The organism is Chryseobacterium sp. FG46 (assembly GCF_057809135.1).
Genome location: NZ_JBMDJJ010000021.1, coordinates 1 through 14914, shown reverse-complemented (window position 1 = coordinate 14914; position 14914 = coordinate 1). Strand labels below are relative to the sequence as shown.

Below are 14914 nucleotides of genomic sequence, written 5' to 3'. Positions count from 1 at the left end.
TTTAAAATTTATAAGCAGCAGTTAGTAAATAATTTCTTGGAGTTCCCGGAAATAGCCTTAAGTAGTTCTGAGCACCAATCCAGTAAACTTTGTTCGTGATGTTATTCAGATTAAAAGAAAGCTGAACTGTATTTGCCGGAGTAAAATACAAAGCCACATCTATTGTTGTATAGGCGGGAAGCTCAAAGCTTCTGGTGAACCATGGAACTTTAGAACTCTGATAGAGCATTCCGGCTCCGATTCCAAAGTCTTTTAGGAATTCAATATTTGAAAAATTGTATCGTGTCCAGATATTCACAGAATTTTTAGAAGTATTTTCTTTCCTTTTTCCTACAAGATCACTGTTCGTATCATCCAGTATTTTAGCATCAATATAGCTGTAACCTCCGTAGATATGCCATTGGGGAAGGATATGTCCTGAAAACTCAGCTTCAAATCCACGGCTTCGGTCAGCACCGCGCTGTATAAGCTCATCAGGTTCTGAAGGATTATTGGCGTTGATTATAATATTTCTCTGGTGAATCTCATATGCCGCAAGATTCACTGACATTCTTCCAAAGAACTGTGCTTTGATTCCCAACTCTTTAAGATCAGAAGTTAAAGGTTTAAACCTTGCTGCCGATCCTGTAATACTTGAGGTGTTGGGCATTAATGTTACCGTATTGGATTGGGGCTGATAGCCTGTAAGATACGTTCCGTAGACATTGATATTATCTGCTAAACTATAAGTAATCCCGAATCTGTAAAGAAGTTTGTTATTGTTAAAAGAGGTCTCATTGGTTTCTTTGAAATTGGTGATATCCTGAAACCATTCCTGACGGATTCCTGATAATATTTTAAACTTTTTCCAGCTGAAAAGATGCTGAATATAAGCCGCGTGAGTGGTGGTAAGAGCGGAAGGTAAAGACGTGATCACATTAAGTGTGTTAAAATCCGCACTTTGATAATTTACAGCTCCCGGATTCAGATCAAAAGGAGTGACATTAGGCTTGGGAATGATCATTCCATTATAATTGATGGTTTGATACTCTGAAGCTTTTGCCGGATTATAAGAAGAAACTATAGAACCGTTCTTTAACATAAAACCTCTTGCTGCATTCTGCTGTCCACCTTTACGTTTTTCCCAGATCTGGCTGTCATAGCCTATCAAAGCCTGATGTTGAACAGAACCTGTTTTGAATTTAAAATTAAAATAAGCGTTGATATTATCTGTTGCCCAGTTTTGTTTTCTCTGCACAAACTGCATCATGGCAAGACTGGAAACCGGTTTATTATCTATATCAGGGACAAAAGAGTTGGTTGTTCTGTGTTCCTGAAGATTTTCTCTCCAGTATTGTTTCATATAGGAAGTATTAAAACTGATGTATTGGTTAAAATGATGGGCAACCGTTCCCATTATTATGAGCTCTCTGGTTTTAAAAAAATCGTTCGGGGCTCCTAGGTTCAGACTTCTTGGAGTACTATACAGGTCTGTTTTTCCTGCTACCGCTCCAAAAATGGGCTGTCCTCTGTCCAGATTACCATAGAGACCATTGAAAATCATCTCCACATTTACCGAAGTTTTTTCATTAGGAACAAAAGTGATAGAAGGTGAGATCAGAATACCGCTGTTTTTAACATGATCCCTGAATGACTGAGCATTCTGATAAGCTCCGTTAAAGCGGTATAATAAGGTTTTGCTCTTATTTAAAGGACCTGTCAGGTCCGTGGTGATACGGTAGGTTTCAAAACTTCCCCCTGATAAGCTGATTTCGTGACGAGGATTGGATAATGGCTTTTTTGTCACCATGTTGATTGTTCCTCCGGGATCTACACTGGACATAGTGATACTGGCCGGACCTTTGAAAACTTCCACACGTTCTATATTGGAAGTCATAGGCTGCAAAAAATAATATTGCCTTGTCCGCATTCCATTGATGATCTGTCCTTCTTCATTTTGACTGATCCCACGGATGTTGTATTGATTATAATAACTTGAAGGGGAAACACCGTTCACATTTTTCATTACATCCCCAAGCTGAAAAGCCTGGCGGTCGGTGATCAGTTCTTTGGTAATGGTATTGAGCGTTAAGGGAAGATCTTTGTTTTTCATAGAAATCTTGGTAGCTGCAAAAGAGTAATCGGAGGTGTAATCTTTAGACTTTCTTCCGATGACTTCAACGGTTTGAACCTCTGTAGATAAGGAATCTTCAGCCTGTGACTGAGCCTGCAGAAAGGATGATGCGGTGATGAAACTTACACTGAAAAGTTTCACAGGATTGGGGAAAATACAATGAATTATTCCCAAATAATTAAAATTACTGGTCATCATAAATAGAGATGTACGGGGCGGCGTATATGCCCATTAATAAAAGGATATCTTCACAAGTGTGGAGACACGGGTATCCACGGAATAAAGTACAGACAAAAGATCTGTAAGCGAAATAGTAAGGCAGCGTAAATTAAGCTACCACGAAAAATACAGCTGGGGGCGCTCTTGAACTGAAGAAGTCGAGAAGACAACGATATGAAATGGCTTTTGGCTGCGGCATTTCATTGTCATTGGTTGTGTCGATAGCAAAATCCAAATTCAAAGGTTCAGGGAGAAGAATATTGGTCATATACATGTGAAGTGTACACTGACATTCGTCGTCCTGTGAAAAGGTAGGGATTTTCTCTTCTTTTGAACCCTTTTTATAAATCACTTTACTTTTGGCGTGCCTGGCATGATCAAGACAAGTGGTAACACCACTGACATTTGAAACAAATATCAGTAATAAAGAAAAAACAAAAAAGACTCTGAGAAATTTTTGCATAATAAAAAACAAATGTACAATTTAATTTGATAAAAATTGAATGATGAAGAAAAAGCAGGAGATATTTTTCTTCAAAAAAGCAAAAATAAATTCAGTTGCAACTATCATTTTTTGGATCGGAAAAATTTGTTTTTTGAGTTTGCAGTAATATCGATAAGTACTTAAATCTATTGACTTATGCTTTTAATTAATAGTCGAGATTAATGATAAACAAAGGTTTTCTTATTGAGAGTCCTTCGACAGGCTCAGGGTGACAAGTCGAATACCAACTGAAATTTTTAAGTATTGTCAGGCTGAACCTGTCGAAGCTATTATTACTAAAAGGGTAGGTCAACAAATCTATATTATCAGTAATCTATTTGTATTCTTTTAGCTGGCATATGATTGAAATCATATTCGTTGGTATCAGTACTTGATTATATTTGGGCATTGAAAATTTCATATTTCTGACAAATTACAGTATAACCTTCCGATGAATCGGGAGGTTTTTTTGTGAAAAAATTTAAATGTATTTGTTTCTATTGAGCATAATTTTTTTGATCTCTTAGCCTGAATGCTCTACATAAAATAAACAAGGTTTCAATGCTTTATTTTCCTTGATCAAACTAGCAACGAAAAGTCAGAAACTGGTTTCGAGCTATAAATAACGATATTATTAATTAAAAAAAGAAAAACTCACAGTTCAACAATGCACATCAATATCAAAAAATATTGAGAAATGTCACAAACAAAATCTACACAACTATAATTTATATCTACAGAATTGCTTTGGTATTACTTTAATGCTCATTGTAGATTTGCCCCATCATAAAATGTAGCTGATGAAAGCTCATCGTTTATTAATCTACATATTAACTAATATTATTATATAATGAAAAAATCTTATTTTCTGCTTCTTTTTACATTTTCAGGTTTAAGCTTCGGACAAACCAATTATACCTGTTCTACGGCAAAACAAATCACCCAATTACCCTATACTTTTGATCAGACGGACGGGGTAACATCTCCAGATGATGGTTTGATGACTGCTTGTTCAGATGGAATGAATGATGGTTTTTGGTATTCTTTTGTAGGTGATGGAAGTTATGTAAATATTAAAGCTACTACTACGTCCAACTGGAATCATCAAATAGGAGTATATACGGGGAATTGTACAGCTCTTGTATGTAGAGAAACAATAGATACTACAGGGGAAGGTATAGGAAGGGTTGAAACACTTGCCATTTCCACTGTACCAGGAACCACCTACTATGTAAATGTTGGTCAGAATTCGGGGGATAATAACTTGCCAGAGGGGAATTTCAAAATAGAAATAAGCAAGATATCCCTTACACTCTCTAATGATAAATGTTCAACTGCAACACAAGTTACTCAACTGCCATATGCATGGCCTCAAATTAATGGTATTTATGCAGGAAATGATGGCGTAATTACCAGTTGTTCAGGTGGAATGAATGATGGTCTTTGGTATTCTTTTGTTGGAGATGGAAATAATACAACCATTAAAGCCACTACTATATCTTACTGGGATCATGGGATAGGAGTATATACAGGGAGTTGTACTGCTCTTGTATGTGCAGGAAAAATAGATAACGAAGTGGGAGGCATAGGAATAGTTGAAACGATCACTATTCCTACTATAGCCGGAACAACCTACTATATAAATGTTGGTCACTATATTAGCCCTAGAGATCTTCCGGAAGGGAATTTCACCATAGAGATTACTACACAAGCATCACTGGCGACTAATGAAAATTCAGGGCTAAAAGCTGATAATCCCGTTAAAATATACCCCAATCCATTCAAAGATGTACTACATATTTCTGATATTACAAAAGTAAGATCAATTTCAATTTCTGATATTTCAGGGAAGCTGATTAAAACTATAGATAAGCCAGATTCCGTTCTTTATTTAGGAGAACTGAAGCAGGGAGTATATTTAATTACCCTGCATCAAAAAGATGGCTTTAAACAAACGTTGAAAGCGGTTAAATAATTTAATAGTAATCAATCCATTTATTAAAAAAATAACATATCTTATGTTATAATTCATTTGATTTTATCCCCGGAGAGATCCGGGGATTTTTCTTTTATAGCTTAGGACAAAAATCAAACTCTAAAGTAGGAGAAGTACTGAATTAATTAAGATTTGGGAATTGATTTGAAAGAGCTTCAATTTATTGATAAAGTGATATGATTTGCAGCCCCACCAGGAATCGAACCTGGATCTAAAGTTTAGGAAACTTCTATTCTATCCATTGAACTATAGGGCCTTAGCTTAAATCATAAAATTACAAATTATTCACTGAAATAGGTTGAACTCCAGAGTGTTTTATATATTTTTAAGCATTACTGTCCGATAAAAAGTATAAATACATTTAAAATATCAATATTTACGGTATGAATTAACAGGTTGATCCCCTGGAGCTTTATTTTTTACGAGGACTTCATTTTTTTCTACTAACAGCAGATCCCGATGTGATCAAGCCCAGCTCCTATGGGAGCTGACTGTTAATAGGAAGTATTTGTTTTAAATTATAGCTCCAGGGGAGCGACCTGTTAATGATGCTTTAATTTAATCGGATAAGAATAATTTTTAAGATATATATTCAAACATATAGTTTATTAATCTTTCCATTTTTCCATAAAAGTATATTTATACACTTTAATATTTATTCATTTTCTGTTTTTAAAAAAAAATAATATATTGTAATACAGCACTTTATATTTTTGATTAATTAAATAAAGTATATTAATATACTTTATATCATTTTTTAAGTATATTTGTATACTAATTTGTTTGCTATGAATTTTGATCTAATAAAATCAGTTGTAGAAATTGTTCAGCAATTTGTAGAAGAAAATGAAGAAAAAGCTATCTATAGCAATGATCTTCATGGTTTTACAGAATGGATCAAGGCTTCTCAAAAAACGAATTCTGAGATACAAGATCCGGATTGGATAGGAAGAGAACTGGGAAGAAGTTCTGATAGTGTCATCAATACATTATTAATAAGAATGAGCAGGTATGCAAAATCCTACTCCCGTTCTGCAATGAATAATTCAGTTTTCTCAAGCCAGGATGATTTTATATACCTCATAAGCCTGAAAACAATGGGACCAATGTCAAAGATGGAATTGATAAGGTATAATGTACATGAAAAATCTTCAGGGATCCTTGTTATTAATCGCTTAATAAGTAATGGCTGGGTGGAGCAGGTTGCCTCTCAAAAAGATAAAAGAATAAAGCAAATTCAGATCACCGAACAAGGATTGATAATATTGAATAATCACATGGATGAAATTCGAAAAGCTTCTCGGTTAGTAACAGGAAATTTAAACCAATCAGAGAGAATGCTGCTCATTTCTATCCTGTCCAAACTGGATGAATTTCATTATTCTGTGTACAGAATGAATCTGGAAGCAAAGGATCTGATTGATATTGCCTGTAAAAAACTGAACTAAGCTGAGTTAGTCTTAAAAGCTCTGTAAAACTATTAATTAAATAACAATGGATACTGGAAATTCAAAGAAAAAGATCGCGGTTATAGGTTCTGGATTTTCCGGACTTTCAGCGGCTGCATATGCTGCAAAATCAGGAAATGAAGTACATGTATTTGAAAAGCATAATCAGCCCGGCGGCCGGGCGAGACAATTTGAAACAAATGAAGGATATATCTTTGATATGGGACCCAGCTGGTATTGGATGCCTGATATTATTGAAAGTTTTTTCGCTGATTTTAATTATAAAGTTTCTGATTTTTTTCAACTGGTTTCTTTAGACCCTCAGTTTGAGATGGTTTTTTCAAAAGAAAAAGTTTCAGTTCCCGAGAAAAATGATGAAATCCGCGAGCTGTTCGAAAAGATAGAGCCGGGAGCAGCTGTTAAGTATGATAAATTTATGCAATCAGCAAAATTTAAATATGAAGTGGGAATGAAGGAATTTGTTAACAAACCTTGTTACAGCTGGCTGGAGTTTGCTTCTTTAAAAATTGCCGGCAGTGCGCTCAGGCTTGATCTTCTGAGTAACTTCCGAAAATATGTATCAGGGTATTTTTCTGATAAAAAATTAAGGTCTCTGATGGAGTTTCCTGTCATCTTTCTGGGAGCTTCCCCGCAAAATATTCCTGCTCTTTACAGTCTTATGAATTACGGAGGCTATGTTTTAGGAACAAAATACCCGATGGGAGGTTTTTATCAGCTTGTTTTGGCCATGAAAGAAGTAGCAGAAAAACAGGGGGTAACTTTTCATTTTAATCATGAGGTTCAGAAACTTTATACTCAAAACGGAAAGATTACCTCAATAAAAGTAAATGGTAAAGATTATGAATTTGATGCAGTCATCGCTTCATCAGATTATCATCATACGGAAACATTAATTCCTAAATCCCTCAGGAACTATAATAATGCTTATTGGGAATCAAAAACCTTTGCTCCTTCATGCTTAATTTATTATCTGGGAATAAAAGGAAAAATTCCCCATTTGAAACACCATACTCTTTTCTTTGAAAATGAACTGGACGATCATATAAATTGTATTTATAAAAATAAAAAATGGCCTGCAAAACCGCTTTTTTACACATGCTGTCCTTCAAAAACAGATCCGGGTGTAGCTCCTGAAAATTGTGAAAATCTTTTCTTGCTTCTGCCTCTGGCGCCAGGAATACATGATGAAGAATCTGTCAGGGAAAAATATCTGATAAATATGCTTAAAAGAATTGAAAAGCATACCGGAGAAAGTGATCTGGCATCAAGGATTGAATATAAAAAGAGCTACTGCGTAAGTGATTTTATTTCAGATTATAACGCTTATCAGGGAAATGCCTATGGTTTATCCAATATTTTATCCCAAACAGCGGTATTAAAACCTAAAATAAGGAACAAAAATATCAGTAACCTCTTTTATACGGGGCAGTTAACTGTCCCGGGTCCCGGAGTACCACCATCAGTTATTTCGGGGAAAATTGTAGCATCTGAAGTTAATAAACTAAAACTAAATTAATATGAAAAAATTGTTTGATGAGTTGTCTTGTGAGGTAAGCAAGTATACTACCCGGAAATACAGTACCAGTTTTTCATTAGGAATATTAGCATTAAAACCATCCATCAGATCTGCTATTTACGCCATTTATGGTTATGTACGTCTTGCAGATGAAATTGTTGACAGTTTTCATGGCTATGATAAAGAAAAGCTGTTGAAAAGGTTAAAAGCTGAAACCTATGATGCATTGGAAGACGGCATTTCGATCAATCCTATCCTGAACTCATTCCAGGAAACAGTTCGTCAATATGATATTGATATCCAGCTTATCAATCAGTTTTTACACAGCATGGAAATGGATCTGAAGAAAATAGATTACAATTCTGATCTCTATAATGAATATATCTACGGCTCTGCCGAAGTGGTAGGTCTTATGTGTCTGCAGATATTTACAGGAGGTGATAAACAGCAATTTGAAAAGCTTAAACCATTTGCCATGAAACTGGGATCAGCTTTTCAAAAGGTGAATTTTTTACGTGATCTGAAAGATGATTACCAGATTTTGGGCAGAACGTATTTTCCATCATTGAATATGTCTGTGTTTGATAATACCGTTAAAGCTCAGATTGAAAAAGAAATTGAAGAAGAATTCAAAGAAGCCTTGCAGGGAATTAAGAAGCTGCCCGGGTCTTCCGTTTTTGGAGTATATCTCGCATACAGGTACTATCTGTCATTATTTGAAAAGATAAAGAAAACAAGTTCGCAGAATATTTTGCAGCAAAGAATCAGGATTGCCAATTCACAGAAATTATTGGTAGCATTTAAAAGCTATATAAGATACAAATCTGCTTATTTCTGATAGCTCCTTTGTTTAGAAGAATGTTTTAGAATTTATAAAATCAATAAAAAAATAACGATGTACAGATTATACAGAGAACAGCATTTGAACTGTGATATTGATACAGCATGGAAATTCTTTTCCTCTCCTCATAATTTATCCGAAATAACACCTAAAAGCATGAATTTTGTGGTTCTTTCAGATATACAGGACGGATCTATTTTTGAAGGTATGGAAATAGATTATACCGTATCTCCTGTATTGGGAATTCCGATGAAATGGAAAACGATTATCAGTCAGGTAAAAGAAGGCAGAAGTTTTACAGACTTTCAGAAAGAAGGACCTTATAAATACTGGAATCATTTACATGAGTTCATTCCAGATGAGAATGGTGTATTAATGAAAGATACTGTATATTATGAACTTCCATTAGGATTTTTTGGAAGGATAGCCCATGGTTTATTTGTTAAAGAAAAGCTCAGAGGTATTTTCGATTTCAGATACAAAGTATTGAATGAACTTTTTAACCACAAACACAATTGACATGAATTTTCTGGTTGTTTTGCTTGTTTTTATTTCTATGGAAGGGGCGACATGGCTTATTCATAAATATATTATGCATGGTTTCCTTTGGAGTCTGCATCGTGATCATCATGATCACAGCCATAACGGAAAACTTGAAAGGAATGATCTGTTCTTTTTCATTTTTGCAAGTCCCGCTATTGCCTTATTATATTTAGGTGTAAAGCAGGAATTCAGTTACTGGTTTTTTATTGGCCTTGGAATTAGTCTTTACGGAATGGCTTACTTCTTTGTGCATGATATATTTATCCATCAAAGAGCAAAAATCTTTACAAAAACCAAAAATCCCTATTTTCTTGCCATAAGGCGGGCTCATAAGCAGCACCATAAACATTTGGGTAAAGAAGAGGGAGAGTGCTTCGGATTTCTGTGGATTCCTGTTAAATATTTTAAAATGTATTTCAATAAAAAATGATGCCTTATACTTACATACTGATTAATTTTTTCACTGTCATCATCTGCTTTTTAGCCTCTTTTGACAGGAGGATACAATTTAACAAGCTTTTTGGAAAGTTTCTGTTGTCATCTACAATGGTTGCAGTTCCCTTTATTATGTGGGATATATGGTTCACCGCAAAAGGAGTATGGTGGTTTAATCTTAATTATACATTAGGAATTAAGATATCAGGGCTTCCTCTTGAAGAATGGCTGTTCTTTTATTGTATTCCTTTTTCTTGTGTTTTTACCTATTACTGCCTGGAGAAATTTTTTAATATGAATGGGGCTAATGCTTTTAATAATCTCATTGTATTTACCTCCGTCATTGTTCTCAGTGTAACAGGGTTTCTTTATTATGACAGAATTTATACTTTACTTACAGTAATTGTAACCCTATTCACGCTTTGCTATCTGCATTTTATTGTTAAAAAAGAATGGATAGGAAAGGCCAGCTTTGTATACCTGCTATTAATGCCCGGATTTTTTGCAGTGAATGGAATCCTGACAGGATCTTTTATTCCGTCTCCTGTTGTAAACTACAATCCTGATGACTTTTTAGGCATCAGAATGGGAACCATTCCTGTTGAAGATGCTGTTTATGGTTACAGTCAGTTTTTATTAAATATTTATTTCTTTAAAAAAATAACTAAAAATGAAAAATAAAATCATTCTTACATTGCTATTAAGCTTGGGGCTTCTAAACATTTTTTCATCCTGTTCTTCCATGCCCGAAAAAGCACAGCCCGTGAGCCAGTTTGATGTCAACAGATATTTGGGGACATGGTATGAAATTGCCAGATTCGATTATCGCTTTGAAAAAGACCTTGATAATGCAATCGCTCAGTACAGCCTTAATGCAGACGGAAATGTAAATGTGGTCAACAGCGGATATAATTTTAAAAAGAACAAATGGGTTTCTGCTAATGGTACTGCTAAATTCAGAGGAGAAAAAAATGTGGCTGCTTTGAAGGTAAGCTTTTTCGGACCTTTTTATGCCGGTTATAATGTAGTTGCCCTGGAAGAATACAAGTATGCCCTGGTTGCAGGGAAAAATTTAGACTATCTCTGGATTCTTTCCCGTGAAAAAACCATCCCTGAAAATATAAAAAAGAATTTTATTTCCAAAGCTCAGGAAATTGGCTATGATACATCTAAGCTCATCTGGGTGAAACAGGATAAAAAAAATCCTTTTGACAAATAAAACTTTAATTTAAAACTCTAAACCTATGCTCAAAATACAAGCTCAATCAAAAATACCTACTGATTATGGACTATTCACAGTATATGCATTTTCAGAAAATGAAGAAGACTGGAGTCCAAATTTGGTTCTGGTAGCAGAAAATACAGATTTTGATAAGACAGTTAATGTACGTTTTCATTCAGAATGTATTACCGGAGAGGTTTTCCATTCTAAAAAATGTGAATGTGGGCAGCAGCTTGATGCCGCAATGAAATATATGTCTGAAAATGGAGGCGTCATTATCTATCTCCGCCAGGAAGGAAGAAATATCGGAATTATTAATAAGCTCAAAGCGTATGCCCTTCAGGAGCAGGGGCTGGATACCGTTGAGGCTAATCTCAAGCTGGGTCTTCCCGCTGATGCAAGGAACTTTGACGTGGCCGTGAAAATGCTGAATCTGCTGAATATCAGAAAAATTAATCTCTTAACGAATAATCCTGATAAGATTAAATCAATAGAGAACAGTGAAATGATCCTCAATAGCAGAATTCCGCTCGAAATAGATCCCAATGAAGTTAATGAAGGTTATCTTGTCAAAAAAAAGGACTATTTTGGTCATCTCTTGGAAAAAATATAATAACCATCAGGCAGACACAATGATATAAACCTGTGAAATCCAATAATTATGGAAAAAATACTGCTTACAGGAGCTACCGGCTATATTGGTAAAAGAATGATCAGTGTAATTACTGCACAGGGATATAAAGTTGTCTGTTGCTGTAGAGACGTTAGTCGTTTTACCAGAAACATGGATATTGATGAACAGCTTATTGAAGTCATTGAAGTTGATTTTCTCAAGCCGGAAACACTTAAAAATATTCCTGAAGATATTGCGGGTGCTTATTATCTGATGCATTCTATGAGCAATTCTGCTGATTATGAAGATTCAGAAAAAAAATGTGCTTCTAATTTTTCTGGTTATATAGAAAAAACACAATGTAAACATATTGTGTATCTTTCAGGGCTGGTGAATGAAAAAGAGCTTTCAAAGCATCTGAACTCCAGGTATGAGGTTGAAAAAATACTTATGGACTGCAAGGTTCCCGCAACCGTTCTGCGTGCAGGAATTATCATTGGATCAGGAAGTGCTTCGTTTGAGATCATCAGAGACCTTGTTGAAAAGCTGCCCGTTATGGTAGCTCCTAAGTGGCTGTATACCAGATGTCAGCCGATAGGTATTGCCAACGTTCTGGATTTTCTGATTTTTGTACTCTTTAAAGAAAATGCTTATCAGAAAAACTTTGACATTGGATGTGATGATGTGCTAACCTATAAAGAGATGTTGTTACAGTTTGCAAAAGTAAGAGGTCTTAAAAGAACCATTTTTACACTGCCCGTAATGACCCCCAGATTATCTTCCTACTGGCTCTATTTTATTACTTCAACTTCTTATAATCTGGCAAAAGCACTGGTGGGAAGCATGAAAATAGAAGTCGTCTGCCGTCCTGAAAGTCTTACTGAAATTAAATTAATTACCGGCATTCAGCCGTTTTCGTACGATACAGCATTGAAACGGACTCTTGCAAAAATTCAGGCCAATGAAATTATATCCAGCTGGAAAGACAGTTTTATCAGCAGCCGTAATGATTCAACATTAAAACAATATCAGGACGTACCGAAATATGGTTGTTTTACAGACCTTAGAAGTGAAGAATATGATGATAGGGAAGCTTGTATGGATCGTGTTTTTGAATTGGGAGGTACTCATGGATGGTACGGGCAGGGTCTTTGGAAAATAAGAGGATTGTTTGATAAAATGGTTGGTGGCCCGGGATTGAGAAGAGGGCGCAGACATCCTACGGATCTTATAGAAGGTGATGCACTGGACTTCTGGAGAGTACTGTATGCCAATCGTAAAGAAGGAAAACTCATCTTATTGGCGGAGATGAAACTTCCGGGAGAAGCATGGCTGATGTTTAAAATTTACAGGAATAAGATCTGGCAGAAAGCTGTCTTTCGGCCAAAAGGTGTTTGGGGAAGGTTGTATTGGCTGATGGTACTGCCATTCCATGGATTTATCTTCAAAGGAATGATTAGAAGGCTCAGTGGAAAGCAAAAATAAAATTCTCACTTAAAAAATTCTACAAATTTCAATTTTGGGAATATTTTAACATAGTATGTATTTTTTAGGCATGAGGATTGTTTATTTATATACCAAATACTTAAATATTATATTATGAATAATTCAGATTACAACAAGGCGGAAAAAGCGGTAAACGAAACAGAAAACACTTTAAGAAATGCAGCAAATGATGCAAAGTGGAAAGTGAATGACTTAGCAGATAAAGCCAGAGATTATATCAATGAAAAAAGAAATAGTGATGAAGAAGCAACACAGGAAGATTGGCTGGAAAGAGTAAAATCCAATATTTCCGACACGTGGGAAGATATTAAAGATAAAGCGGACGAGGCTTGGGAAAAAACAAAAGATGCTGCAGAAGATGTAAAAGCCGAATGGAGAAAGAAAACAAATTAAGGTTAGTTTGATGAATGACCAGAACTCTTAAAGTTCTGGTCATTTATTATTTCATATAGTTTATTTGTATTCTATATTTTTGGTGTGTTTTATCTTTCCAGCATTGTTATGCTAACCTGATATAAAATTTCACACCCTTCATAGAGTTTATCAATAAAAATAAGCGGATTCCCAAAACTTTGATTTTACCCCAAATATTTTGAATACATATTCTTTTGTTTTCATAAACTTCTTCTCTTTACCTTGCCACTTATAATCTGAAAAATAATAATGCAAATGCTTGGTTTCCGGGAAAAAAATGTGGTATGAAATACTTACTCATAATCCTTTAAAAATTGCTATGTTTTGAAATATTGTGAGTATTTTTGAGGTTTAAATATCTGTAACTAATTATTGATTTTAACTTCTATGATTTTAATTGTTGATGACAATCAAAGTAATCTTTATTCACTGCAAAAATTACTTGAATCCAAGGATTTTCAGGTGGAAACAGCCAATTCCGGTGAAGAGGCTCTGGGCAAAGCCCTCAAAAACGACTATGCCCTCATTATTCTGGATGTTCAAATGCCTGATATGGACGGCTTTGAAGTGGCAGAAACACTGGCAGATTATAGCAAAACAAAAGAAGTTCCCATTATATTTTTATCGGCTGTCAGCACAGACAAAAAATTCATAACGCAAGGCTATGCTTCCGGTGCTAAAGACTATGTAACCAAACCTGTGGATCCTGAGATCCTTTTGCTTAAGGTGAAAACCTTCTACAATCTTCAGGAGCAGAATATAGCCATGAAAAAGACCCAGCAGAATCTTGAACTGGAGGTTAAAGGAAGACGTGCATCACAAGTGACGATGAAGTCTCAGATAGACCATTTTCACTTAATGCTCGAATCACTCCCACAAATTGCATTTACACTAAATGAAGCAGGAGTCGTTGATTTTGTGAATGGTAAGTGGTACGAATATTCAGACACCGAACAGAATTTTCCTGAAATACATCCGGATGATCCTGATATCACAGACGAGTTTGCAAGATGCAGGAAAAAAGGAAAAGCTCTTGAGCTGGAGATTAGAATTAAAAATGTCATTTCAGGTAATTACCGCTATCATTTGCTAAGAGTAACTCCGGTTTATGATGAAGGTCGTATTAAAAACTGGGTTGGAACTTTTACTGATATTGATGATCAGAAGAAAATCGAAAAAGAAAAGGATGAATTTTTAAGTATTGCAAGCCATGAGCTGAAGACACCTCTAACGAGTATTAAAGCATACGTGCAGTTATTAGAAAGAAAGTTGAAACTTGATAAAGAAAGCCCAGAAGCAGGATTTGTCATGAAAGTTCAGGGGCAGATTGAAAAGCTGAATACCCTTATTACAGATCTGCTGGATGTTTCCAAAATAGAAAATGGTAAGCTTAAAATTAATAAAAAACCGGTTAACCTCGAAAATTTGATCAATAATGCTATTGAAACAATATTGCAAACTCATGATCAGCGCGAAGTGAAAATTGACCGTCATGGAACAAAACCTGATATTTTAATTCCTTTAGATGAGATCCGTATAGAGC

The 14914-nt window shown here is 35.2% G+C and carries 14 protein-coding genes and 1 tRNA gene; 12 read left to right on the top strand and 3 right to left on the bottom strand.

Annotated features, from left to right (window positions below):
* Position 1 precedes the first annotated feature (1 nt).
* Both ACODR7_RS15445 and ACODR7_RS15440 read right to left on the bottom strand, forming a co-directional pair.
* Complete coding sequence (locus ACODR7_RS15445; RefSeq protein ID WP_488840378.1) at positions 2-2311, bottom strand: TonB-dependent siderophore receptor; 2310 nt, start codon at positions 2309-2311, stop codon at positions 2-4.
* A 130-nt stretch (positions 2312-2441) separates the two neighbouring features.
* Positions 2442-2795, bottom strand: a complete 354-nt coding sequence (locus tag ACODR7_RS15440) for a hypothetical protein (RefSeq protein ID WP_488840376.1) — start codon at positions 2793-2795, stop codon at positions 2442-2444.
* A gap of 871 nt (positions 2796-3666) precedes the next feature.
* Between ACODR7_RS15440 and ACODR7_RS15435 the strand changes: the two genes are divergently transcribed.
* Positions 3667-4791: a T9SS type A sorting domain-containing protein gene (locus ACODR7_RS15435; RefSeq protein ID WP_488840374.1), complete on the top strand. Its 1125-nt coding sequence runs from the start codon at positions 3667-3669 to the stop codon at positions 4789-4791.
* 205 nt (positions 4792-4996) lie between these two features.
* Here the strand turns inward: ACODR7_RS15435 and ACODR7_RS15430 are convergent.
* Positions 4997-5068, bottom strand: a tRNA-Arg gene (locus tag ACODR7_RS15430).
* A 532-nt stretch (positions 5069-5600) separates the two neighbouring features.
* Here ACODR7_RS15430 and ACODR7_RS15425 point away from each other — a divergent pair.
* The 11 genes from ACODR7_RS15425 to ACODR7_RS15375 all read left to right on the top strand — a co-directional run.
* Entirely contained in the window at positions 5601-6260 is a 660-nt protein-coding gene (locus ACODR7_RS15425; RefSeq protein WP_488840372.1) for a MarR family winged helix-turn-helix transcriptional regulator, read from the top strand.
* 46 nt (positions 6261-6306) lie between these two features.
* Positions 6307-7797, top strand: coding sequence for a phytoene desaturase family protein (locus ACODR7_RS15420; RefSeq protein WP_488840370.1), 1491 nt, complete (start codon positions 6307-6309; stop codon positions 7795-7797).
* 1 nt (position 7798) lies between these two features.
* Positions 7799-8635 carry a phytoene/squalene synthase family protein gene (locus tag ACODR7_RS15415; RefSeq protein ID WP_488840368.1) on the top strand — a complete coding sequence of 279 codons (837 nt, stop codon included), beginning with the start codon at positions 7799-7801 and terminating at the stop codon, positions 8633-8635.
* 57 nt (positions 8636-8692) lie between these two features.
* Complete coding sequence (locus tag ACODR7_RS15410) at positions 8693-9157, top strand: SRPBCC family protein (protein WP_488840366.1); 465 nt, start codon at positions 8693-8695, stop codon at positions 9155-9157.
* Position 9158: 1 nt separating this feature from the next.
* Positions 9159-9611: a sterol desaturase family protein gene (locus ACODR7_RS15405; RefSeq protein ID WP_488840364.1), complete on the top strand. Its 453-nt coding sequence runs from the start codon at positions 9159-9161 to the stop codon at positions 9609-9611.
* Positions 9608-10297, top strand: coding sequence for a lycopene cyclase domain-containing protein (locus tag ACODR7_RS15400; RefSeq protein ID WP_488840362.1), 690 nt, complete (start codon positions 9608-9610; stop codon positions 10295-10297). Before ACODR7_RS15405 ends, ACODR7_RS15400 begins: the two co-directional genes overlap by 4 nt.
* Positions 10287-10835 carry a lipocalin family protein gene (locus ACODR7_RS15395; protein ID WP_110366047.1) on the top strand — a complete coding sequence of 183 codons (549 nt, stop codon included), beginning with the start codon at positions 10287-10289 and terminating at the stop codon, positions 10833-10835. Before ACODR7_RS15400 ends, ACODR7_RS15395 begins: the two co-directional genes overlap by 11 nt.
* 25 nt (positions 10836-10860) lie before the next feature.
* Positions 10861-11451, top strand: coding sequence for a GTP cyclohydrolase II (gene ribA, locus ACODR7_RS15390; RefSeq protein WP_488840359.1), 591 nt, complete (start codon positions 10861-10863; stop codon positions 11449-11451).
* A gap of 48 nt (positions 11452-11499) precedes the next feature.
* Positions 11500-12936 (top strand): SDR family oxidoreductase, encoded by a 1437-nt coding sequence (locus ACODR7_RS15385; protein ID WP_488840358.1) that lies wholly within the window; start codon positions 11500-11502, stop codon positions 12934-12936.
* A 114-nt stretch (positions 12937-13050) separates the two neighbouring features.
* A complete protein-coding gene (locus ACODR7_RS15380) occupies positions 13051-13350 on the top strand; it encodes a hypothetical protein (RefSeq protein WP_488840356.1) in 300 nt (99 codons plus the stop codon).
* 408 nt (positions 13351-13758) lie between these two features.
* Positions 13759-14914, top strand: a 1156-nt coding sequence (locus ACODR7_RS15375) for a hybrid sensor histidine kinase/response regulator (protein WP_488840354.1), incomplete at its 3' end; no start/stop codon positions are given.